A 24,961-nucleotide genomic window follows, 5' to 3' on the forward strand; every position below is an offset into this window, starting at 1 on the left:
TCAGGAGGAAGCAAAATGTACGGACAATTTAAAACAATTGATGAAGCAAATAGAGCGGTTATTGATAAAGTTGTATCAGGCGCACCATTTTTAGTGGATGTAGTTCCGGCTAAATCTGTTATTAAAGAATTAAATGGAAAAGTATTACTTCATGCAGGACCGCCAATTAAATGGGAAAACATGACAAGCCCAATGCAAGGATCTTGCGTAGGTGCTACATTATTTGAAGGCTGGGCTTCAAATGCAGACGAAGCATTTGAGATGCTTAAAAATGGAGAAATTGAATTCATTCCTTGCCACCATGTAAATGCTGTTGGTCCAATGGGTGGAATTACATCAGGAAATATGCCAGTTCTTGTTGTAGAAAATCGTGACGGCGATAATCAAGCATACTGCACAATGAATGAAGGTATTGGGGCAGTTCTTCGTTTCGGAGCATACTCCGAGGAAGTAATCAACCGTCTTGGATGGTTTAGAGATGTTCTTGGTCCAACACTTTCTAAAGCACTTAAAGTTAAAGGTGACGGATTAAATATTAACGTTATGATCGCTAAAGCAATCACAATGGGTGATGAATTCCACCAACGTAACATTGCTGGATCACTTATTTTCCTTAAAGACATCGCTCCATACATTTTAAAAACGGATGCAACTGAAAAAGATAAACAAGATGTTATCCAATTCTTAGCTGATACTGACCAATTCTTCTTAAATATTGCAATGGCTACAAGTAAAGCAATTATGGATACAGCAAGACAAATTCAGCATGGTACGGTTGTAACAGCAATGTGCCGTAACGGTTACGAATTTGGTATTCGTATTGCAGGTATGGGTGATCAATGGTTCACAGCTCCTGTTAATACACCTCAAGGCTTATTCTTTACTGGATACGATCAAGATATGGCTTGCCGTGACATGGGTGACAGTGCGATCACTGAAACTTTCGGTGTTGGTGCAATGGCGATGATCGCTGCTCCTGGTGTTACACGTTTCGTAGGTGCTGGTGGTATGGATGATGCAGTTAGCACAAGTAATGATATGATGGAAATTTGTATCGACCATAACCCTAACTTCTCTATCCCAACTTGGGATTTCCAAGGTTCTTGTCTTGGAATCGATGCAAGAAAAGTTGTTGAAACTGGTATTGAACCAATTATCAACACTGGTATTGCACATAAAGAAGCTGGAGTTGGCCAAATCGGTGCAGGTACAGTACGCGCGCCATTAGCTTGCTTTGAAAAAGCAATTGATGCATATGCAGTAAAATTAGGTTTAATTGAAGCAGAATAATAAAATTTTCCAAAAGGGAGGAAGCTTTTTGAGCTCCTCTCCCTAAGATAAAGACTGAAAATTGTGATTATTACAACAAATGATTATACAAGGAGATGCATTTATGAGTAAAAAGATTGTACTAGCCATCGGAGGAAATGCCATTATTAAAGAAGGCCAAAAAGGTACTCTTGAAGAACAACAAAAAAATATTAATGAAAGCTGTGAACCTGTTCTTGGTTTAATTGAACAAGGAAATACAGTTGTTATCACTCATGGTAATGGTCCACAGGTTGGAAATTCATTAATCAAAACAGAAATGGCTAAATCTGTGATCCCTGAATATCCACTTGATGTTTTAGATGCAGAGACTCAAGGTAATTTAGGTTATTTAATTCAACAAGCTTTTAGAAATAAAATGAAAGAACGTAACATCAATAAAACTGTTGCAACTGTTGTTACACAATCTGTAGTGTCTAAGGATGATCCTGCATTCAATAACCCTACAAAGCCGATTGGCCCATTCTATACAAAAGAAGAAATGGATAAGATTCTTGAAACAGAAGAAATTACTTTTGTTGAGGACAGTGGTCGTGGATATAGACGTGTTGTTCCTTCTCCAAAACCAATTCACATTGTTGAAAAAGAAGCAATTGAAGCTTTACTTGACAAAGAAATTACTGTTATTACTGCAGGTGGTGGCGGTATTCCTGTCATTGAAGAAAATGGAGCTCTTAAGGGTACAGATGCAGTTATCGACAAAGACTTTGCAAGTGCATTATTAGCTGCAGAAATCAATGCAGATTATTTATTCATTTTAACAGGTGTTGAGCAAGTTGCGATTCATTTTGGTACACCTCAACAACAAAATTTATTTGAAATGACAATTGATGAAGCAATTCGTTATATGGATGAAGGACATTTTCCAAAAGGAAGCATGGGTCCAAAAATCGAAGCTGCTATTCTTTTCTTGAAAAAAGGTGGCAAAAACGTAATTATTACATCAATGGATAAGCTTCAAGATGCATTAGAAGGTAAAACTGGTACACGTGTCACATTATAATTAAAATGTTATAATTAAGGCATTATGCAGTAAATAAATAAAAAGGCTGTTACTGTGTAACAGCCTTTTTAATACATAATGAGGAGGAAGAGGATGATGAGAAAGGCAATTCAAGCAAAGGGGACAGTTGCTTCAGGTCCTTATTCACACGCGGTAGATGCTGGAGATTACATATTTTTATCCGGACAAACGGCAATGAACACGGCCTCAACAGAGAACAAGCCAAGTGATATTGCAGAGCAAACAGAACAATGCTTTAAAAATTTATTAGCGGTGTTAAAAGAGGCAAATCTAACTCTAGATGATGTTGTAAAAGTTAATGTATATTTAACCGATATGAAAAACTTTTCTGCAATGAATGAAGTATATGAAAAACAGTTTTCAAAGCCATTTCCTGCAAGAACCTGTGTTGCAGTATTAGCACTTCCTTTAGGAGCAGATGTTGAAATTGAAATGATTGCAAAAAGATCATAAGTAAGGCTCTTTTCTACACATTGTTGTCTAGTAAAGTGAATTTTAAGAAATAGCCTCGACTGAAGATCGTTACACCTTTTATTTTCATTAAGAAAAGAGGTACACCCAATAAAAGAATCGTTGATTCTTTTATCGGGTGTAAAAGCCGTTACTTGGGCTTTTACAAAAGCAACAAACTATACGAAAACAGCTAAGTTTAGAAATCTTAATTATATATAATTCCGCAGAAGCTGCTTTTATCACTAAATAGTGTTAGGCAGTTTTTTTATTTATGTTCTTTTCTTAGTGAAATAAAAGTCGTAGGTGTTAGTTAAAACTCTCCTAAAATAGAACCTTTTTTCTTCTAAAAGTTTTAATAACAATGTTTAGTAGAATTTTCCTAAAATATTAGTTAACATAAACAACACTTTGTTTATAAGTGATAAAATAACAGAATAAACAAACATATCTAACAACTGTTTCTCCGGAATATTGTCCAATTTAGCTAATGTAATTCGTTTCCTTTTAATTCAAAATATAGATATATATGCGATGATAATAAAGGGTGATAGGACATTCAAAGGGGGAACTATATATGGATACAGAAGTAATAAGAAAAAAAGATGATTATGTTAAAACAAAGTTTAAAATACCATATTGGTGGAAAGTAGTACTTGCCTTTTCATTAGGTTGGATGTTTATAAACGCGAATAAGTATTTTTTAAATCCTATCTTGGACAATATTGGTCTTGAGTACCATCTGAACAATTCTCAATTAGGTTTGGTAAATAGTATTTTCTTTTTAACATATACAATAGCACAAATACCAGCTGGCTCTTTTAGTGATAAATTTGGCAGGAAGAAGCTTCTTGTAATTGGTTTTATTTTATATGGGGTATTGACGGGCATCTCTGGGTTAATGGCTGGTTTTACAGGGTTTTTAGTTGCTAGGGCAGTTGCGGGACTAGCCTCTGCCACTTATTATGGTCCACAATTTGCCTTATCCTCTGAAGCCATTCCAGCAAAAAATAGAACAGTTGGAAGTGCTATCATCAATAGCGGATCAGGGATAGGAATTGCATTGGGCTTTATTCTGTCAAGTACATTAGTATTGGATATGGGGATGAGCTGGAGAATTCCTTTTTATATTTTTGGAGTACTAACCGTTCTCATCGGTATTTTTATTTCACTAATGGTTAAAGAGAAAAAGGATATGAAAGAAGCCCCTCCAATAGGGACTGCTGAATCTGAAGAGAAGGTATCGGTTCTTTCGTTATTAAAGAATCGTAATCTATTGGTCGTCTTTCTAGTTCTATTTTGCTCAATCTATGGTTTTACTGTTGTAGTAACATGGCTTCCGAAATATTTATTAACTGAAAGGGGATTTGTCGGTAGTGAAGTTGGGCTGATTTCAGCTTTAGTACCATTAACTGCTATACCTGGTGCTTTACTTTTTAGTTATTTAACGGATAAATGGGGGAAGAAGAAGCCATTTGCATTTATTTTGATTCCGATTGCAGCTATCGCATTATGGGCAACGGTTTATGTTAAGAGTGTTCCACTTCTTATTATAGCATTAGTGATCTATGGATTATTTGGTAAAATAGCCCTTGATCCACTCTTAATTGCTGCTGTTTCAGAGAATGTTAAACAAAAGAATTATGGTGTGGCATTTAGTCTGTATAACTTTATGGGTATGCTTTCTTCAGTCATTGCACCATTTTTTACAGGTCTGCTCGCAGATCTAACAGGTAGCATGGCTTCGGGCTTTTACTCTGCAGTAATCATTCTTATTTTAGGACTTGTCATTATGATGTTTTTTAAAGAAGGAAAGAAAAATGTCCGTGTTTAAAACAGTATTGATGTTCAACTAATAATTATAAGTTAGGCTTTGAATATGAACCTTTAGATTTGCAGTTGGCTATGAAATTATGATACAATCTCACGAAATATTAATACAGCATATGCTCCTTAAATAGGTGTAGGAGCTAAGATAGCATGAAAAAAGGTGATCATATGGGAGTACATCAATATTTTAAAAGCTTATCTGATTTAGAAAAAATTTATCGTTGTCCCGGTAAATTTAAATTTCAAGAACATTCTGTAGCGAGCCATTCTTTTAAAGTTACAAAGATTGCTCAGTTCTTAGGGACAGTAGAGGCGCAAAAAGGTAGCCAGGTGAATTGGCAGGCTCTCTATGAAAAAGCTCTTAATCATGACTATAACGAACTTTTTACTGGGGATATAAAAACGCCTGTTAAATATGCATCTGCAGAGTTAAGAGATTTATTTAGTCAAGTTGAAGAAAAAATGACCCAAAATTTTATCCTTAAGGAATTTCCAAAAGAATATCAACACATCTATCTTGAGCGATTTAAAGAAGGTAAGGATGACACATTAGAGGGGAAAATACTATCTGTCGCTGATAAAGTGGACTTACTTTATGAATCTTTTGGAGAAATACAAAAAGGAAATCCAGAACCACTCTTTCAAGAGATTTATGAAGAGTCATTATTAACCATTCTTCAGTTTAAAGAAATGGAAAGTGTTAAATATTTTCTTCAAGAAATACTACCAGATATGCTTGATGAAAAGTTTATCAAGCATAGTGAGTTAAATGAGGTTACTAAAAAATTGATTAAAGCCAATTTGGAGTCTTAAGAAATTGCTTCCTACCTCTTGTATTTTTTTACGTTTTATAAAAAAATAGAGGTAGGATTTTTTAACCTTAGAGGTGAAAGAATGTGTTAGATAAAATCATTGCAGCTATCTTTTTACCTGGTATTCTCGTCGTCTTTTTTACCAGGGTCACTTATAATCATTTTGTCGGCTTGATTTTGACTGTTGCCTTAATTGTTGCCTCTGTCTATAAAGGCTACACGCATACATGGGCATTGTTTATTATTGATGCTGCATCATTAACTATTGGCTTTTACTATGCCAATAAAATGGTGAATCGAAATAAAAATAAGGGCAAAAAATCAGAAAGTAAAAACGTTTAATTAATGATCTCATTGTTAGACGTTTTTTTATTTTGGCTCTTTTCTCACACATTGTTGCTAATTAAGTATAGTTATATCTAACAACTAAGGATCTACATGTTTCATTTTACTGAGAAAAGATGCAATCGCTATAAGAATCGCTAGAATCCTTAATTAGGAGTAAAAGCCGGTAGCTGGGCTTTTACATAAGCAACAAACTATACGAAAAACAACCTATATTTTCATTTGAAAAGAAGATTTTATCATTGGTGGGAACTCTTAAACCGAAAATTTGTTCGCTTTTTTCTGGTTAAGAAACACCTGTTTGTGGTAAAATAAATAGTATAAATAATACGGAGATTTATGGGAAAGAGGATGGGAGGAATAGGATTGAACGATCAGTTTGAATTAGTTTCTAAGTATAAGCCTCAAGGGGACCAACCAGAAGCCATTCGAAAAATTGTTGAAGGCATACATAATGGTAAAAAGCATCAGACCCTATTAGGGGCAACTGGAACTGGAAAAACATTTACGATTTCTAATGTAATACAAGAAGTAAATAAGCCAACATTAATTATTGCTCATAATAAGACATTAGCAGGACAATTATATAGTGAGTTTAAAGAATTCTTTCCAAATAATGCAGTTGAATATTTTGTGAGCTACTACGATTACTTCCAACCGGAAGCGTATGTCCCACAAACGGATACCTATATTGAAAAAGACTCAAGTATTAATGATGAAATTGATAAATTACGCCACTCAGCTACCTCTTCACTATTTGAACGAAAAGATGTCATCATTATTGCGAGTGTTTCCTGTATCTATGGTTTAGGTAATCCAGAGGAATATCGAGAAATGGTTCTTTCCCTTCGGACCGGGATGGAAGTCGAACGCAATCAGCTTCTTCGTAAACTTGTAGATATTCAGTTTGCAAGGAATGATATTGAGTTTCAGCGAGGTACATTCCGGGTTAGAGGCGATGTAGTAGAAATTTTTCCAGCTTCAAAAGATGAACATTGTATTCGAGTAGAATTTTTCGGAGATGAAATAGATCGGATTCGTGAAGTGGATGCCTTAACAGGTGAGATTATTGGAGAACGTGAACATGTAGCCATCTTCCCAGCGTCCCACTTCGTCACAAGAGAAGAGAAAATGCGGGTTGCAATTGAGAACATTGAAAAGGAATTAGAAGTGCGCTTAAAGGAATTAAGGGAAAATAATCGATTACTAGAAGCCCAGAGACTTGAGCAGCGTACGAACTATGATTTAGAAATGATGCGTGAAATGGGGTTTTGTTCTGGCATTGAAAACTATTCACGTCATCTAACACTTCGCCCTGCTGGCTCTACACCTTATACGCTACTAGACTATTTCCCTGAGGATTTCTTAATTGTTGTAGATGAATCTCATGTAACCCTTCCACAAATTCGTGGAATGTATAATGGTGACCAGGCGAGAAAACAGGTTCTTGTTGATCATGGATTTCGTTTGCCTTCTGCATTAGACAATCGACCTTTAAGGTTTGAAGAATTTGAGTCACATGTAAATCAAATTGTATATGTTTCTGCTACACCAGGTCCCTATGAATTGGATCATACTCCTGAAATGGTTGAACAAATCATTCGTCCAACAGGTTTACTTGATCCGACAATTGAGGTACGTCCAATCGAAGGACAGATTGATGATTTATTAGGTGAAATAAATGAGAGAGTAAAACGTAATGAAAGAGTACTTATTACGACATTAACGAAAAAGATGTCTGAGGACTTAACAGACTATTTAAAGGAAGTTGGTATAAAGGTTCAGTATCTTCATTCAGAAGTGAAGACATTAGAGAGAATTGAAATTATTCGTGAGCTTCGACTAGGAAAATATGATGTTCTAGTTGGAATAAATCTGCTGCGCGAAGGCTTGGATATTCCAGAAGTTTCATTAGTAACCATATTAGATGCGGATAAAGAAGGATTTCTGCGCTCAGAGCGTTCACTTATCCAAACAATTGGCCGTGCTGCACGTAATTCCAATGGTCAAGTTATTATGTATGCTGACAAGATAACGGATTCGATGGCAAAAGCGATTGAAGAAACAAAACGTCGTCGAGCAGTACAAGAAGAGTATAATCTTCGACACGGTATAACACCACAAACAATCCAGAAGGATATCCGTGATGTTATTCGGGCAACACGAGCAGCAGAGGATCAAGAAGAATATGTCGCAACAGCCAAAACGCCAAAATTAACAAAAAAAGAGAAAGAAAAACTTATCGAGCAGTTGGAGCATGACATGAAGGAAGCGGCAAAAGCCCTCGACTTTGAACGAGCAGCACAACTTCGTGATACATTATTAGAACTGAAAGCGGAAGGATGAAACATATATGGCACAAGATAAAATTATTGTTCAAGGGGCAAGGGCACACAATCTAAAAAATATTGATGTCACTATACCTAGAGATCAATTAGTCGTTTTAACCGGTTTATCGGGGTCTGGGAAATCCTCTTTAGCATTCGATACGATCTATGCAGAAGGGCAGAGAAGATATGTCGAATCATTATCCGCTTATGCTAGACAGTTTCTAGGACAAATGGATAAGCCTGATGTCGATATCATTGAGGGCTTATCTCCTGCCATTTCCATCGATCAAAAAACAACAAGCAGGAACCCTCGTTCCACGGTTGGAACGGTTACTGAAATATATGATTATTTACGATTACTCTTTGCAAGAATTGGGAGACCGATATGTCCGATTCACGGGATAGAAATAAGTTCACAAACCATTGAACAAATGGTAGATCGAATTATGGAATATCCGCAAAGAACAAAGCTTCAAGTCCTTGCTCCAATCGTTTCTGGACGAAAAGGAGCCCATGTAAAGGTGCTCGAAGATATTAAAAAGCAAGGGTTTGTTCGTGTAAGGGTTGACGGTGAAATGCTTGATTTAGGGGAAGAAATTTCACTTGAGAAAAATAAAAAACATTCCATTGAAGTCGTTATTGATCGGATTGTCATAAAAGAGGAAATAGCCTCTCGCTTAGCAGATTCCCTTGAGACTGCTCTAAAATTGGCTGATGGAAAAGTTATCATTGATGTGATTGGAGAAGAGGAATTATTATTCAGTGAGCACTTAGCATGTCCACATTGTGGCTTTTCCGTAGATAAATTAGAGCCACGAATGTTTTCTTTTAATAGTCCATTCGGTGCTTGCCCAGATTGTGATGGACTTGGAACAAAATTAGAGGTGGAACGTGAGTTAATTATTCCAAATCCCGAGCTTTCATTGAAGGAGCATGCCATTGCGCCTTGGGAACCGGTTAGTTCGCAATATTATCCCCAACTTCTAGAAGCGGTATGTAATCACTTTGGAATTGATATGGATGTGCCGGTAAAAGATCTTCCAGAACATCAATTGAATAAAATATTATATGGCGCGGGAGAGGAATCCATTTACTTCCGTTATGAAAATGATTTTGGTCAGATTCGTGAAGGCAATGTGAAATTCGAGGGTGTGGTTCGAAATGTAGAGAGACGCTACCGCGAAACAAGCTCGGATTTTATACGTGAGCAAATGGAAAAATATATGGGCCACCAAGCGTGTCCAAAATGTAAAGGGTACCGATTGAAAGAGGAAACCCTTGCTGTGAAAATAAATAATATGCATATCGGTGAAATGACTGAGCTATCGATTGAGAATGCAGATAAATTATTTACAGAGTTGGATCTAACAGAAAAGGAACGTACAATTGCCAATCTCGTTCTCCGTGAAATACGTGAGCGTCTGGGGTTCTTAATCAATGTGGGGCTTGATTACCTCACTTTATCAAGAGCTGCTGGAACATTATCGGGCGGTGAAGCGCAACGAATTCGTTTGGCTACGCAAATTGGTTCAAGATTGACTGGTGTTCTTTATATATTGGATGAACCTTCAATTGGCTTACATCAAAGGGATAATGATCGTTTAATACAAACACTTCAAAATATGAGGGATATAGGAAATACGTTAATCGTAGTTGAGCATGATGAGGATACGATGCTAGCAGCCGATTATTTAATTGATATTGGTCCAGGAGCAGGTGTACATGGTGGGGAAATTGTTTCTGCAGGTACACCAGAAGAAGTGATGAATGATCCTCATTCTTTAACTGGTCAATATTTATCCGGCAAAAAATTTATTCCATTGCCTATTGAAAGACGTAAGCCAGATGGACGATTTATTGAGATTAAAGGTGCTAAGGAAAATAATTTAAAAAATATAAGTGTAAAATTTCCATTAGGTAGTTTTGTTGCTGTTACAGGAGTTTCCGGTTCAGGAAAAAGTACACTTGTTAATGAGGTTTTGCATAAGACTTTAGCACAAAAGCTGAATCGTGCAAAATCAAAACCAGGAGAACACAAGGAGATTAAAGGAATCGATTATTTGGAAAAGGTAATTGATATTGATCAATCCCCAATCGGACGAACTCCAAGGTCAAACCCTGCCACCTATACAGGGGTATTTGATGATATCCGTGATGTCTTTGCCGCAACAAATGAGGCAAAAATTCGAGGTTATAAAAAAGGAAGATTTAGTTTTAATGTAAAAGGCGGTCGCTGCGAAGCATGCCGTGGAGATGGGATCATTAAAATTGAAATGCACTTCCTGCCAGATGTGTATGTTCCATGTGAGGTCTGTCATGGTAAACGTTATAATCGAGAAACATTAGAAGTGAAATATAAAGGTAAAAATATTGCAGATATATTAAATATGACTGTAGAAGATTCGGTTGAGTTTTTTGAAAATATCCCGAAAATTAAACGTAAGTTACAGACTATTTTAGATGTAGGACTAGGTTATATTCAACTTGGCCAACCAGCTACCACATTGTCTGGTGGAGAAGCTCAACGTGTGAAATTAGCTTCAGAACTACATCGTCGATCAAACGGAAAATCACTCTACATTTTAGATGAACCAACGACAGGATTACATGTTGATGACATTTCAAGATTATTAGAAGTACTACAACGACTTGTAGATAATGGAGATACCGTACTAGTTATTGAACATAACTTAGATGTTATTAAAACAGCTGATTACTTAATTGATCTTGGACCTGAAGGAGGAGCAAAAGGTGGTACCATTGTAGGAACGGGAACACCTGAAAAAATCGCTGAAAATCCTGAATCTTATACAGGAAAATATTTAAAACCAATCCTCGATAGAGATCGACTAAGAATGAAGAAAAAAATTAATGAAACTGTAAATATTTAAGTCACTTTTCTCATTTAAGGAAAGTTTTAACTAATAACTAACGTTTGAAGATCGCTCCATTTTTCATTTTACTGAGAAACGAGCTGCGAACTTCAAAGGACCTCTTCATCCTTTTTTGGGTGTAAAAGCCGGCAATTGGGCTCTTACAAAAGCTATAAACTATAGAAAACAGCCATATTTAAAAAAGATGACTAAATGTCATCTTTTTTTTTTGGGGGTACAATATTGTGTAACATTGCAGTGTCAAAAAAGGACGGAATGTAATCAAAATGAAATCTATTTTTAATGTTTTGGACATACTTTCATTGTTAATATTAATCAGTAAAGAATGTGCATAATTATTGAATATATAAAGTTTGTATGGAAATCCATTTCGATTTATAATAATGAATAAGTTTTCCTATTTAGATTTACCTAGTTTAATAGAAATGTTTGCTTTATTCAGGCACTTTGTAAAAGGCATCTTGCTTCTTTAAAATGGCTTGAGGTCTAATTTTAGCTGATTTGGAGAATGAACAACACGCTAAACTTAAATCAGTGGGAAATAGTAACTTAAAATTAAAGTAAGAAGTTAGTTAATTAGTAATAGAGTATTAGAGAAGAGCATTAAAAAAATTTGCCCGAAATAGTAGGGAGATGTTACGTGTATGAGGAAAGTCATCACATATGGAACCTTTGATTTGCTTCATTGGGGGCATATCAACTTATTGAAAAGAGCAAAAGATTTAGGAGATTATTTAATCGTAGGGTTATCTACAGATGAATTCAACGATGTGAAAAGTAAAAAATCTTACCATTCATATGAAAATCGTAAATTAATTTTGGAATCAATTCGTTATGTGGATGAGGTTATTCCAGAAAACATGTGGGAACAAAAGGTGCAAGATGTCCGGACACATGATGTTGATGTATTTGTTATGGGAGACGATTGGAAAGGAAAATTTGATTTTTTAAACGAGCATTGTGAGGTAGTTTATTTACCACGAACATTAGGAATATCTACAACCAAAATAAAAAAGGATTTATTTTCTATCAAAAATGGTTAGGGAAGTATTAATCTGGTTGTACTTAATTTTTTTTAAATTCCAATTTAATCTTTTTAAATGGTTACCGTTGAAACAGAAAATAACCTTTATCGTTTCTTTTAGTCAAAATAGCTTATTTATTTATGAAGAACTAAAAAGAAGGAAGGTCCCCTTAAAGATCGTTTTTTTATGTGAACCATCATGCTATGAAGATGTGAAAGAACGTATAGATGGAGATGCCCTGCTACTAAAAAATCAAAATGTCTTTAAAATGGCGAAAGGTATTTATCATTTAGCCACATCAAAATTTATTATTATTGATAATTATTTTGCATTCTTATCTACTGTGAAATTTAAAGATGAGGCACAGTGTATACAATTATGGCATGCAGCGGGGGCAATTAAAACTTTTGGGTTTAGGGATCATTCAATTAAAAGCCGTACAAATTCTGCTAATAGAAGATTTACTAAGGTTTATCAGCAGTTTCATAAAATAGTCGTAGGTTCTGATTTAATGGCTAGTATTTTTATGGAGGCTTTTAAGTTAACTGAGGATCATATTATACGTACGGGTATTCCTCGTACTGACTTTTTTTATCAAATAAAAGAACAAGAAAAAAGAAAAAAAGAATGGATGCATTCTCATCCCTTTTTAAAAAATAAAAAGGTTATTTTATATGCTCCAACCTTTAGAGATGGAAATGTAAAACATTTTGAAAAAATTTTGGATATCAATTATTTATATCATTCTCTTGGAGAAGAATATGTCATTTTAATTAAACTTCATCCAACTGTACAGGAAAAGCTAGATTTTGACTATGACTTATATAAGGGATTTATATATGATTTTTCTTATTATAAAGATGTAAATGATATTCTGTTAATTACTGATTATTTAATTACTGACTATTCATCAATCCCATATGAGTTTTCATTGTTGGGAAAACCAATGATATTTTATCCTTTCGATTTAGAACAATATGAAATTGAAAGAGGCTTATGGGGAAAATATGAGGACTTGGTCCCTGGACCAGTCGTTTTTAATACAGAACAAATGGTATATGTCATTAAAGAAAATAAATTTGACTTAAATAGAGTCAAAGAGTTTTCAAATATATGGAATAAATATTCTGAAGGCTATTCCAGTAAAAATTTAGTTGATTATCTTTGTAGGAAATTAGATTAACTATTCACTATTTGGTAAAGAACAGATAATGAATATTGATATTTAAATAAAGTTAAAGAATTTACCGCAGCTATGAGAGGAGTATACATCATTTATGAATGTACAAGGTTCTCTTAAAAGTACACTCAAACAACTAGGATATGCTGATGATCAATTGGTTGTACAAATACTTGTCCCTGTTGAAAAAATGGCAACGATGCAGGAATGCTATTTACTTTTAATCGAAAGACAAACTGAGCAAGTGAAAAGTTTTCCCTTACGTAAAATAAGTGAACAGGATCAGTTTGTACTAGTTGTGGGAAATATTAGAAAAGAGGAAATCTTCACTGGCGATTTGTATTGGGATTTATATGTGGGAACACTAGCTGAGGGGCAGCAGGAAAAATTTAGAGTTCACAGTGATTATTCTGAGCTTGAAACTCTGTTTTCAGTAGATTCTGAACAAGAAAGAGTGTTTATTCCCTACACAACTAATAAAGGAAATGTGTCTATTAAACTTACTGATTTAGAAATGATAACACATGTTGACCATACAGAATTATCAGAAGAAGGAATCCTCTCTCTTAGTGGATTTGCCATCTATCCAGATAAAGATAGGTTAGTAGAAAAACTAGAGAAGAAAATAGTTATCAAAAGCAATGATGATGAATTTGAAACAAATTTAGTCCCTAAATCGGTTGAGAGAAAGGACTTAACAGAAAAATACGGACATGATGATTGGAACTTTGATCATGCGGGCTTTAACATTGATATTGACCTAAAGAAGTTTTTTGGACATTTTCACACGAATCAGTCCTTAAAAATCTATGTGGAGTATACATATTATGGAGAAAACCGTTCACAAGTCTTTCTAAGTAATCCGTTAAAATATCCTGTTTCTGAGAAAAAATATGCAGCTCAACTAAATATTATTAAAACAGATCATGCGAAGAAAAAAATTCGATTAAGCCGTTCCAAAAAAGCAAAGTATTTGACCATATCCATTGGGGATTATCAGCTGAAGCAAGAAATCAAATCAAAGATTAGAAGGAAGATCATTCAAATACGCCGTCATCCTCTTACAAAGAAAATGTATCAAACAGCTTTTAAATGGATTGGTTATCTTCCGAGAAAAAAGAATGTCATTGTATTTGAAAGCTTTTTAGGAAAACAATATAGCGATAATCCACGTGCTTTATATGAGTACTTAAAGGGAAAATATCCGCATTATAAAATGTATTGGAGTGCAAATAAAAAGTTTGTTCATAATTTTGAGGGAAGAGATCTTCAGTATATAAGAAGATTTTCGGTAAAATGGCTCTTTACTCTCGCGCAAGCGAAATACTGGGTAACGAATAGCCGTATGCCATTATGGATACCTAAGCCAAGAAACACCGTTTACTTACAAACATGGCATGGAACACCACTTAAACGTTTGGCATCGGATATGGATGAAGTGCATATGCCAGGTACGTCTACACAAAAATACAAGGCAAACTTTATTAAAGAAGCGAGCAATTGGGATTACCTTGTTTCACCAAATGAATATTCATCCGAAATTTTCCGGAGAGCCTTTCAATTTGATAAAGTAATGATAGAATCAGGCTATCCGAGAAATGACTTTTTACTGAACAGTAATAATAAAGAAACAATGATTGATTTGAAAAAGCGTTTCGGTATTCCATTGGATAGAAAAGTTCTTTTATATGCACCGACCTGGCGAGATGATCAGTTTTACGGCAAAGGAAAATATAAATTTGATTTAGATCTCGATTTATCATTATTAAGAAATGAACTTGGGGAAGAGTATGTCGTTATTTTACGTATGCATTATTTAGTAGCGGAAAATTTCGATTTGTCACCTTATGAAGGGTTTGCTTTTGATTTTTCTAATCATGAAGATATACGGGAATTATATTTAATTGCGGATTTATTAATTACTGATTATTCCTCTGTATTTTTTGATTATGGCAATTTGAGACGACCGATGATTTTTTATGTCTATGATATAGAGTCTTATCGGGATAAACTCCGTGGGTTTTATTTTGATTTTGGACAGAATGCACCAGGTCCACTTGTAAAAACGACCGAGGAAGTCATTGCTGAAATTAAAAAGGTTGAAACAGAAGGCTTTACACTTCCTCCATCATTTGAACCTTTTTACCAGAAGTTTTGCTACTTAGAAAGCGGGCAGTCCTCGAAAAAAGTAGTTGAAACGGTATTTGGAAAATAACATGCTATAATAGATAGACGACGAATCGAAATCGATCTCTTTTCGATTCGTTTTTTACATATAGAACCACTAAGTAAAGAATGATGAACAGAAAAGAGATTGAACTTTTATTTAGATTTAATACCATTTGTAGGAAGGATTATTTTATGCGTTCGATAATCACTATTATTAAAGAACAAATAAAAAGCTTTTATTTAGTTAGACGTTTGTCTGTGTATGAATTAAAAAGTGCGAATCGTAATCATTATTTAGGAATAATGTGGGAAATTATTAATCCAATGATTCAAATATCCATTTACTGGTTTGTATTTGGATTTGGTATTTTTCATAGTAACGGTCGTGGAAACGTGGAAATGGGAGATGAATGGATTCCCTATTTTCCGTGGATGTTATCAGGGATTGTTGTATGGTTTTTTGTCAATCAGGCAATCACTCAGGGTTCAAAGTCCATTTATACCCGAATTAAAATGATTTCAAAAATGAGTTTTCCTATGAGCGTAATTCCTACGTATGTGATATTTGCTAAGTTTTATCAACATTTAATGCTACTTGGAGTCATCCTTGTAATGTTTCAATTTCTTGGGTACCCTATTAATATTCATTATGTACAGCTACCGTATTTTATAATAGCAACCGTTATTTTTTTAGTTACCCTATCACTCATTACATCAACATTAACGACAATTGTAAGAGATTTTCAAATGCTTATTACGTCAACGGTAAGAATTTTAATTTATTTATCGCCAATATTATGGCCACCTTACCATATGCAACCAGCGATCATACAAACAATTATGAAGCTTAATCCAATCTACTATTTAGTAGAGGGATATCGTGCTTCAATACTAGGTTTATCTTGGTACCCTATTGATCATTGGCAATATACACTTTATTTCTGGGTGGTTATATTTATTCTTCTATTCATAGGTTCGATTTTACACATTAAATTTAGAGATCGTTTTGTTGATTTTCTATAATTGAAAAAGGGGATGGAGCAATGAGTCATTCCGTAGTTTTTGAACATGTAGTGAAAAAATACAAGATGTATAAAAAAAATTCAGAGAAACTATTGGATATTCTCTTTCCAGATGGTTATGGTGAAAATTTCTATGCCCTACAAAATATCAGCTTTACAGCTGATCGAGGGGATGTCATAGGAGTTATTGGTGTGAATGGAGCGGGGAAATCGACCTTATCTAATTTGATAACTGGGGTTATTCCCCCTACCTCTGGAAAAATTGAAATTGTTGGTCAAGCATCCTTAATTGCAATTAATTCTGGTTTAAATAATCAACTGACAGGGCGAGAAAATATTGAACTCAAATGTTTAATGCTTGGATTTAATAAAAAAGAGATCCGAGCATTAATGCCAGAAATAATTGACTTTGCGGATATCGGTAAATTTATTGACCAACCAGTAAAAAGCTATTCAAGTGGAATGAAATCGCGACTAGGATTTGCTATTTCAGTTAATATTGACCCGGATATTCTTGTGATTGATGAAGCATTATCAGTAGGTGATCAAACCTTCGCTGATAAATGTTTAGATAAAATGAATGAGTTTAAGGAAAAAGGAAAAACAATTTTCTTCATCAGCCATTCAATAGGACAGGTGAAAAAATTTTGTCAAAAGGCTCTCTGGCTTGAAGCAGGTGAAGTAAAGGCATACGGAACAATTAAAGAAATCATTCCTCAATATGAAAAATTTCTAAAAGAATACAAAGCAATGACGAAAGAAGAGCAAAGGAATTTTAAGCAATTAGTATTGGAGAAGCGAAGTAAACTAGCTGCGAATAAATAATTATATGGATGGAGTAGTTTATTTAGGAGGATGATACCTAAATGAACTACTCCATTTTGTCTTTGTCTCTATAAAAATCAATTAATAAACCTACGGAAACTCCAACTTAAGACTGAGGAATATTTATAGCTTTCATGTGAAAATGAAAAAAGAATACGTTAATGAAACTAAAGCAGCATATAATCGTATTTATAATAGTCACATGAATATTGGAGTTGGTAAATATGGATTCTACAAATAAAGTACTTGCTGCTTTATGTTATTTTAGTCTTTTTTTTGCGGGTTTTATATTTCCCCTTATTGTCTATTTTGTCAGTAATGAAAAAGAAGTCAAAAGGCATGCAGTGAGTGCGATCATTTCGCATATTATTCCGGTAATTTTTATTCCAATCGTTATATTGTCAGTGCTATTTGATATAGGGGTTTTATCAATCGGAGGGTTTCCTGTATTTTTTATTGGTTTCTTTCTGCTATTTGGAGTCATCAGTTTATTTATTGTAATATGGAATATTTATCGAGGTGTTAAGGTATTACTTTAATGACTAAGGAGGAATGGTTTATGCAAGAGAATAGAAAGCGAATTATTGAGATGGTTAAGGAAGGAAAGTTAACAACGGAAGAAGCTTTGGTTCTATTAGACTCAATCCAAAACAAGAGACAGACAGAGGATCAGAAGGAATCGGAAAAAATAGAACATACAACGTATTTTGAAGAGCAGGATCAAAATACAAATGAAGGTTCCGAGGAAAAGTTTTCCTCTCAGTTTAATGAAGCGAAAGATAAAATTATGGATTTTGTTAATTCTGCAATGAAAAAGATTAAGGACATTGATCTTCAGTTTAATCAATCGGTTGAGTTTCCACATGTTTTTCAACAAGCAAATGCAACAGTTTCAACTATTGATATCGATGTTGCGAATGGACATGTGGAAGTCAAAGCATGGGATCAACCAGATATTCGCGTAGAATGCCAAGCGAAGGTTTATCGAAAGGATAACCGTGATGAGGCAAGAGTTTTCTTTATAGATAATAGCTCTTTCTATCTTGAAAATGGTTTATTACGATTCTCGACACAATCTAAATGGATGAAAGTAGATACTGTTGTTTATGTACCACGATCAACTTATGAGAAAGCGTCTATTCGTGCTTTTAACGGTAATGTTTTAGGTGAATCATTAGAAGTAACGGATCTACGTGCAAAAACTGCTAATGGTAAAATCCATCTTAAACAGGTGGAAACGGATAAAGTTGATATGGAAACAGCAAATGGTAAAATTTTAATCCAAGAGTCAAAGGCAAATCGATTAACAGCTGAAACAATGCATGGAAGTATAGATGTTGAAGGAAAATACCACATGGTCGATCTGCAAACATTAAATGGGAATCTAAGCTGTGTCTTAAATAATAATGAAACAGACACTCTGCATATGAAAGCCGTATCAGGAAATATTCATGTTTATGTTTCTGATGATTTAATGATTGAAGGACAATGTAAATCCAACTTAGGGAATGTAAAAGTACAATTAGAGAATATGGATGTATTAGAGGAGAAAAAAGAGGTGATGTTGAAGCAATTAAGGTTTAAACGTTCAGGTCTTACGGAAAAACCACTTCATCTTTTTGCTGAGACAAGAACGGGTACAGTGTATGTGCAAAAGAATGAATTAGAAGAAACGAAAGAAGAGAAGGAATAAAATCATTAAGTGAGGGGCAGGGTCTAATAAGGGGTCAGCCCCCTTTACATTTTTGACACTTCCCACTAAAAATTTTATTTATAAATCTATTTTTCTAGCATAGAATAATAATAAGTGCATGTACAAGCATGTAAATGTAATCTAAAAAGTCATAGAAAAGAAAAGGTTGTTGTTCGATGAAATGGTTAATAGGTATTTTAATTAATGCCCTTTTATTTGTTGCAATGGCAGGGTATTTTGATGGATTTGAAGTTTCAAGCTTTGGTTCTGCAATCATTGCTAGTTTTATTTTATCCATCCTAAATATTCTTGTTCGACCAATTTTAATTATTTTAACGTTTCCTATTACGATTCTCACGCTTGGAATTTTTCTGTTTGTCATAAATACATTTACATTATTAATGACAGATAGAATTATGGGTGACTCATTTGATTTTGATGGTTTTGGAACGGCGTTTATAGTGGCCGTCATTATGTCTGTTGCGAATCTTATTATTCAAAAAGCTGTCTTTGATAAAAATGATCGTTGATATTGGAGGGAGATGTCTTTAAAAGGGGTGACTTTTAGAAGACATCTCCCTTTTTTAATAAACGCACTTTTCAAACCTTGTTGCTATCTAGATTAACGTTTAAAACTAATCATTGGATTTACTGTGCTTCAATATTTTAATCATTAACAATAATCGGATCATATCCTTTTTCTTGAAGAGCCTTTACGATTTTTTCCGCATTCTTTTTATTCGAATACGCTCCTATTTGAACCTTGTATAAGGTTTTTGTTTTTTGATTTGATGATGTATTGTTTTTCTTTTTTAATTTATATTGGTCGACAATTCCTTTGACTATAGCTTCAGCACATGTTTTTTGATAGGAGTCTGTTTTGATTAATTGTAACTCATTTTTATTTGTGTAAAATCCACATTCTGCAAGAATAGCAGTCATATTTGTTTCTCGTAAGATGTGAAAATCTGCTGACTTGACTCCCCGATTAGTCAATCCAGTTGCAATTACGAGGTTTTTTTGTACCCGCTCTGCTAACTCCAATGCTTCTTTCGGCTTTGACAAATAAACATAGGTTTCAATTCCGTTTGCATCATTCCACGTTGTCCCATTTCCAAAAGCATTTGCGTGGATGGCGACATAACAATTTACATTCAGTCGATTAGCTTTGTCTGTCCTTTCTTTTAAAGGGATATCCTCATTTTTAGAATGGGCAAAGTAAATCGTGACATTTTCATAAGCTTCTAGTAAAGTTTTTGCATGATCTGCTACTGAACTGGTAAAAGTGAATTCTTTAAATTGATCAGGACTTCTTTTTCCTGGAGTATTTGGACCATGTCCAGCATCTAGCATAATCTTCATCATAGTCTCCTCCCTGTGTCTAATTTTCCTTTTCCCCATAACCTTTCATAATTTACCTATATATATGTTTCATTCGTCTATTTCGACACCATTGTTTTTATGATCATGTATTTAGGGTGGTGTTGTGTTGGTTGATAATGCTAAAATAAAGAAAACTGTTTGATGTGTTTTTTCTTGATAAGATGAAAAAGTAAAAAATTCAATACAGTTTCAACTATTCATGCAGTCCTGTCAGGCCCTATCGTCTAGCCGCTCGAGGTCAAATAGCCTCTTTATCAGGAAATCAACATACAGAAATCCTTGGCAATAATAAACTGCGGCTTTTCCTTTTTACTTGTATGGGCTGAGTAAGACGCTTTTCTTTTTATTTCAAATTATTAAGGAGGAGCCATTTTGGCAAAAGTTCGTGTTGAGGATATTATAAAAAAATTTGATTTAGAGTTAATTAGTGGAGAAGAAGGTATCCATCGTCCGATTACAACTAGTGATATCTCACGTCCGGGTTTAGAATTGGCAGGTTTTTTTAATTATTATCCTGCAGATCGAATCCAACTCCTTGGGATGACTGAAATTACGTTTTGTCAAAAATTGGATCCAGAAGATCGACGGATTCGCCTGGAGAAATTATGTAATGATATTACTCCAGGAATAATTATCTCAAGAGGGATGGATATTCCCGAAGAATTGATTGAAGCATCTGAAGAATACTCTGTTCCACTGATGCGCACTCCACAGAAAACAACGCGCTTTTCTAGTCATCTAACCAATTATCTAGAATTTAAACTTGCTCCGACTACTGCTGTTCATGGCGTACTCGTTGATATATATGGAGTTGGTGTATTAATTACAGGAAAAAGTGGTGTAGGTAAAAGTGAAGCTGCTTTAGAACTTGTAAAAAGAGGCCATCGTCTTGTAGCTGATGATTGCGTAGAAATTCGTCAAGAAGATACGGATACACTTGTAGGAAATGCTCCTGACTTGATTGAGCATTTATTGGAGATTAGAGGACTTGGAATAATTAATGTAATGACATTGTTTGGTGCTGGGGCAGTAAGAAGTCATAAGCGAATAACTTTAGTTGTCAATCTTGAGCTTTGGGATCAAAGTAAGCATTATGATCGTTTAGGTCTTGATGAGGAGAAAATGAAAATAATCGATACAGAAATTACAAAGCTAACGGTTCCAGTACGTCCAGGAAGGAACTTGGCGATTATTATTGAAGTGGCAGCCATGAATTTTCGCCTGAAACGAATGGGCGTAAATGCAGCTCAGCAATTTACTGATCGTCTTGCCGATGTGATTATTGATGAAGGGGATCGTGAAGAAATGTAATAGGAGTATCAAGTACCAGGGAAGGAGATTTACATATGGAGTCAACTATCAAGCCATTAAATCCGATTGCCCTCCGTCTGGGGGGACTTGAGGTTCATTGGTATGGAATTATAATAGGTATAGGAATAGCACTTGGCCTTTATTTAGTAATGAAAGAATCAGAAAGACGCGGCTTAAATAAGGATACTTTTGCTGATCTATTGATTTGGGCCATTCCTATTTCAATTATTTGCGCGAGAATTTATTATGTTTTGTTTGAATGGAGTTATTATTCACAGCACCCTGGAGATATTATTAAAATATGGAATGGTGGAATAGCCATTCATGGTGCTTTGATTGGGGCAATATTGACGACAATTATTTTTTCAAGAATAAAAAATGTTTCGTTTTGGAAGCTAGCAGATATTGCAGCACCAAGTATAATTTTAGGACAAGCAATTGGTCGCTGGGGTAATTTTATGAATCAGGAAGCCCATGGTGGGGAAGTTTCTCGAGCATTTCTTGAAAATTTACATCTTCCCGATTTTATCATAAATCAAATGTATATTGATGGAACTTACTATCATCCTACCTTTTTATATGAATCCATTTGGAATATTGTGGGATTCATCCTACTTATCATGCTCAGAAAAGTAAATTTAAGAAGAGGTGAGCTTTTCTTAAGCTATGTAATCTGGTATTCGATTGGCCGTTTCTTTATTGAAGGAATGCGTACTGATAGTCTAATGCTAACAAGTAGTTTGAGAATTGCCCAAGTTATTTCCATCGTTTTAATTGCTATTGCCCTTGTTCTATGGATTGGTCGAAGGGTTACGGGTATGGCGAAAGAACATTATCGTGATTAAATACTAGGCACTGGAGAGAAGCTAATGGTTCAAACGTTCAAAACTGGTTTATTGTCAGGACTTAAAACAACTTGGACATTGGGGAAAATTATTTTTCCAGTCACATTAATCGTTGCCATTTTACAGTACACCCCGCTACTACCCTGGATTATTCAGCTAATCTCGCCTTTGATGGGGATATTTGGATTGTCTGGTGATGCAGCGATTCCTCTTGTTCTAGGAAACTTTCTGAATCTTTATGCTGGAATAGCTGGGATTTTATCGGTGGATCTTACAGTAAAGGAAGTATTTACAATTGCTGTGATGCTTTCCTTTGCTCATAATCTACTAATTGAATCAAGTGTCGCCGTTAAGGTTGGAGTAAAGGTATGGATTATGATTCTTGTTAGGGTCGGATTAGCGTTTATTTCAGCTATGATTATTAATCTTGTCTGGCATGGAGGGCAACAGACTGCTCATTATGGAATGATAGCACCACAGGAGCAACAGCTATCGGGTATTTTGGAGATTGGGTTACATGCCCTAGAAAAAGCCGCATTAGGTGTTTATCAACTAGCAATTATTGTCATTCCTCTTATGGTAGGAATCCAGCTCTTAAAGGATTTAAAGGTTTTACAATGGTTTTCGAAAATAATGTCTCCATTTACACGCATGTTGGGAATGAGGGAAAACACTTCCACTACGCTAGCTGCGGGTTTGTTATTTGGATTGGCCTATGGGGCGGGCGTAATGATACAAGCGGTTAAAGAAGATGGAGTCAGCAAAAAAGATATTACACTTGCATTTATTTTTTTAGTTGGCTGTCATGCAGTGGTAGAGGATACATTAATTTTTGTTCCATTAGGGATTCCTGTACTACCATTATTACTTATTCGATTGGTTACTGCGATTCTTTTAACTGTCATTATCGGGTTCATTATGAATCGTAGAGTGATCGCGAAAAATAAATCTTCTAGTGCTCTTGAAAGCTAAATAGAAGAGAAAAATGGTAGTGGATATTCAGTACGCTAATTATTGAAATACCACTTGTTATAAAAGGCTGATTTTGTATAGTATAGTTACTAGTATAAAAGGTTGAGGGCTTACAAGCTTTTTTCTAAGTGGAATGAAGTGATTGGACAGACTTTCAACCTTATTTCTAAGTTAAAATGTACCTAAATAACTAGGCCTGAGTATGGAGCCTTTTAAAGTAATGTAACGAATGTCCGCAAAATTTCAGATCGTTTCACTCGGCAGTACTTTATCTTTAGTTCAGTAAAATGAAAGGATTATTTTTATGAACAGTCATATTACAACGATTCTTTTTGATTTAGATGGAACATTAATCGATACAAATGAATTAATCATTGCTTCATTTTTACATACCTTAAATAGTTACTATCCAGACCGTTATAAAAGGGAAGATGTTCTTCCTTTTATTGGACCGTCACTGTTTGTTACCTTTTCATCTATAGACAAAGATCGAACAGAAGAGATGATTCAAAAATATCGTACCTATAATATCGAGCATCATGATTCATTGGTAAAAGAATTTAAAGGTGTGTTTGAGACGATTAAAACCTTGGATAAAAAGGGGTATAAATTGGGGATTGTATCTACTAAAAAAAGAGATACCGTTATTAAGGGATTGAAGCTAATGAAACTTGATCCGTTTTTTAAAGTGATCATCTCATTAGATGAAGTAGAGCATGAAAAACCACATCCGGAACCAATTGAAAAAGCTTTAAAATTATTGAATTCTACACCACAAGAGGCAATGATGGTTGGCGATAATTATCATGATATTGAAGCAGGGAAGAATGCTGGAACTGCCTCAGTCGGTGTTGCATGGTCTGTAAAGGGACGAGAGTATATTGAGAGCTTTCAACCGGATTATATTTTAGACGAAATGGCCGATCTGTTGAAGATTCTCGGAGTGACTGCTTAATGAGACGGACAACCCGTTACCCTGTTACTGGTGCTAATTCATTATGGCATGTATATAAGACGGTTCCTTTCTTGAAGGTAGTGAAGAATTTTATTATCATACAACTTGCAAGATACACACCATTTCTTTCTGTGAAAAATTGGCTTTATCGAAACTTCCTGGGAATGAAAATTGGAGAGCAAACTTCATTTGCATTAATGGTCATGTTGGATGTTATGTTTCCTGAAAAAATATCAGTAGGCAAAAATACTGTGATTGGCTATAACACAACGATTCTTGCCCATGAATACTTAATAAAAGAATATCGTCTAGGTGAAGTGAAAATAGGCAATGAAGTAATGATTGGTGCCAATACAACGATATTACCTGGAGTTATTATTGGGGATGGAGCGATCGTTTCCGCAGGGACCCTTGTTCACAAAGATGTTCCTTCAGGTTCATTTGTTGGTGGCAATCCGATGAGGATTATTTATACAAAAGAAGAAATGATAGAACGTCAAAAAAATGAAAACCAGGGTGGATAACCTTTTAAAAAGGAATCCTCCTTGGTTTTCTTGAGCTAAAGGC

At 34.8% G+C, this 24,961-nt stretch carries 22 protein-coding genes; 21 read left to right on the plus strand and 1 reads right to left on the minus strand.

Going from position 1 to position 24,961, the window contains the following annotated elements; translation table 11 throughout:
- The first annotated feature begins 15 nt into the window (after nt 1–15).
- From I5818_RS06535 to I5818_RS06610, 16 genes are all read left to right on the plus strand, one after another.
- Nucleotides 16–1,290: a YlbE family protein gene (locus I5818_RS06535; protein WP_058002889.1), complete on the plus strand. Its 1,275-nt coding sequence runs from the start codon at nt 16–18 to the stop codon at nt 1,288–1,290.
- 103 nt (nt 1,291–1,393) lie between these two features.
- A complete protein-coding gene (arcC, locus tag I5818_RS06540; protein WP_058002888.1) occupies nt 1,394–2,332 on the plus strand; it encodes a carbamate kinase in 939 nt (312 codons plus the stop codon).
- Between the two features lie 93 nt (nt 2,333–2,425).
- On the plus strand, nt 2,426–2,806 hold the full coding sequence (locus I5818_RS06545; protein ID WP_058002887.1) for a RidA family protein: 381 nt from the start codon (nt 2,426–2,428) through the stop codon (nt 2,804–2,806).
- A gap of 574 nt (nt 2,807–3,380) precedes the next feature.
- Nucleotides 3,381–4,637, plus strand: coding sequence for an MFS transporter (locus I5818_RS06550; RefSeq protein ID WP_078110579.1), 1,257 nt, complete (start codon nt 3,381–3,383; stop codon nt 4,635–4,637).
- Nucleotides 4,638–4,801: 164 nt separating this feature from the next.
- Nucleotides 4,802–5,446, plus strand: coding sequence for an HD domain-containing protein (locus I5818_RS06555; protein WP_058002997.1), 645 nt, complete (start codon nt 4,802–4,804; stop codon nt 5,444–5,446).
- A gap of 83 nt (nt 5,447–5,529) precedes the next feature.
- Nucleotides 5,530–5,787 (plus strand): CsbA family protein, encoded by a 258-nt coding sequence (locus I5818_RS06560; protein ID WP_071977036.1) that lies wholly within the window; start codon nt 5,530–5,532, stop codon nt 5,785–5,787.
- 369 nt (nt 5,788–6,156) lie between these two features.
- Entirely contained in the window at nt 6,157–8,136 is a 1,980-nt protein-coding gene (uvrB, locus tag I5818_RS06565; RefSeq protein ID WP_071977035.1) for an excinuclease ABC subunit UvrB, read from the plus strand.
- A 7-nt stretch (nt 8,137–8,143) separates the two neighbouring features.
- Nucleotides 8,144–11,011 carry an excinuclease ABC subunit UvrA gene (gene uvrA, locus I5818_RS06570; RefSeq protein WP_071977034.1) on the plus strand — a complete coding sequence of 956 codons (2,868 nt, stop codon included), beginning with the start codon at nt 8,144–8,146 and terminating at the stop codon, nt 11,009–11,011.
- Nucleotides 11,012–11,658: 647 nt separating this feature from the next.
- A complete protein-coding gene (gene tagD, locus I5818_RS06575; protein ID WP_058002882.1) occupies nt 11,659–12,057 on the plus strand; it encodes a glycerol-3-phosphate cytidylyltransferase in 399 nt (132 codons plus the stop codon).
- Nucleotides 12,058–12,124: 67 nt separating this feature from the next.
- Entirely contained in the window at nt 12,125–13,222 is a 1,098-nt protein-coding gene (locus tag I5818_RS06580; protein WP_244975365.1) for a CDP-glycerol glycerophosphotransferase family protein, read from the plus strand.
- 94 nt (nt 13,223–13,316) lie between these two features.
- Nucleotides 13,317–15,434, plus strand: a complete 2,118-nt coding sequence (locus I5818_RS06585; RefSeq protein ID WP_078109964.1) for a CDP-glycerol glycerophosphotransferase family protein — start codon at nt 13,317–13,319, stop codon at nt 15,432–15,434.
- Between the two features lie 146 nt (nt 15,435–15,580).
- On the plus strand, nt 15,581–16,411 hold the full coding sequence (locus I5818_RS06590; RefSeq protein ID WP_058002879.1) for an ABC transporter permease: 831 nt from the start codon (nt 15,581–15,583) through the stop codon (nt 16,409–16,411).
- Nucleotides 16,412–16,431: 20 nt separating this feature from the next.
- Nucleotides 16,432–17,235, plus strand: a complete 804-nt coding sequence (gene tagH, locus I5818_RS06595) for a teichoic acids export ABC transporter ATP-binding subunit TagH (protein ID WP_058002878.1) — start codon at nt 16,432–16,434, stop codon at nt 17,233–17,235.
- 224 nt (nt 17,236–17,459) lie between these two features.
- On the plus strand, nt 17,460–17,774 hold the full coding sequence (locus I5818_RS06600) for a magnetosome magnetite crystal formation protein family (protein WP_058002877.1): 315 nt from the start codon (nt 17,460–17,462) through the stop codon (nt 17,772–17,774).
- Nucleotides 17,775–17,794: 20 nt separating this feature from the next.
- Complete coding sequence (locus tag I5818_RS06605; protein ID WP_071977030.1) at nt 17,795–18,928, plus strand: DUF4097 family beta strand repeat-containing protein; 1,134 nt, start codon at nt 17,795–17,797, stop codon at nt 18,926–18,928.
- Between the two features lie 176 nt (nt 18,929–19,104).
- Entirely contained in the window at nt 19,105–19,458 is a 354-nt protein-coding gene (locus I5818_RS06610) for a phage holin family protein (RefSeq protein ID WP_071977029.1), read from the plus strand.
- Between the two features lie 136 nt (nt 19,459–19,594).
- Here the strand turns inward: I5818_RS06610 and I5818_RS06615 are convergent, their stop codons facing one another.
- Nucleotides 19,595–20,293: an N-acetylmuramoyl-L-alanine amidase gene (locus tag I5818_RS06615; RefSeq protein WP_313902925.1), complete on the minus strand. Its 699-nt coding sequence runs from the start codon at nt 20,291–20,293 to the stop codon at nt 19,595–19,597.
- A 390-nt stretch (nt 20,294–20,683) separates the two neighbouring features.
- Between I5818_RS06615 and hprK the strand changes: the two genes are divergently transcribed.
- The 5 genes from hprK (at nt 20,684) to I5818_RS06640 (ending at nt 24,918) form a co-directional block, all read left to right on the plus strand.
- Complete coding sequence (gene hprK / locus I5818_RS06620; RefSeq protein WP_058002873.1) at nt 20,684–21,622, plus strand: HPr(Ser) kinase/phosphatase; 939 nt, start codon at nt 20,684–20,686, stop codon at nt 21,620–21,622.
- 35 nt (nt 21,623–21,657) lie between these two features.
- Complete coding sequence (lgt, locus tag I5818_RS06625) at nt 21,658–22,467, plus strand: prolipoprotein diacylglyceryl transferase (RefSeq protein WP_058002872.1); 810 nt, start codon at nt 21,658–21,660, stop codon at nt 22,465–22,467.
- Nucleotides 22,468–22,491: 24 nt separating this feature from the next.
- The gene (locus I5818_RS06630; RefSeq protein WP_078109967.1) at nt 22,492–23,439 is read left to right on the plus strand and encodes a nucleoside recognition domain-containing protein; all 948 of its coding nucleotides are present in this window, start codon (nt 22,492–22,494) and stop codon (nt 23,437–23,439) included.
- 304 nt (nt 23,440–23,743) lie between these two features.
- Entirely contained in the window at nt 23,744–24,394 is a 651-nt protein-coding gene (gene ppaX / locus I5818_RS06635; RefSeq protein WP_058002870.1) for a pyrophosphatase PpaX, read from the plus strand.
- Nucleotides 24,394–24,918, plus strand: a complete 525-nt coding sequence (locus I5818_RS06640; RefSeq protein WP_058002869.1) for an acyltransferase — start codon at nt 24,394–24,396, stop codon at nt 24,916–24,918. Before ppaX ends, I5818_RS06640 begins: the two co-directional genes overlap by 1 nt.
- Nucleotides 24,919–24,961 lie beyond the last annotated feature (43 nt).

It is taken from the genome of Heyndrickxia oleronia (assembly GCF_017809215.1).
In the GTDB taxonomy this organism is placed as follows: domain Bacteria; phylum Bacillota; class Bacilli; order Bacillales; family Bacillaceae_C; genus Heyndrickxia; species Heyndrickxia oleronia.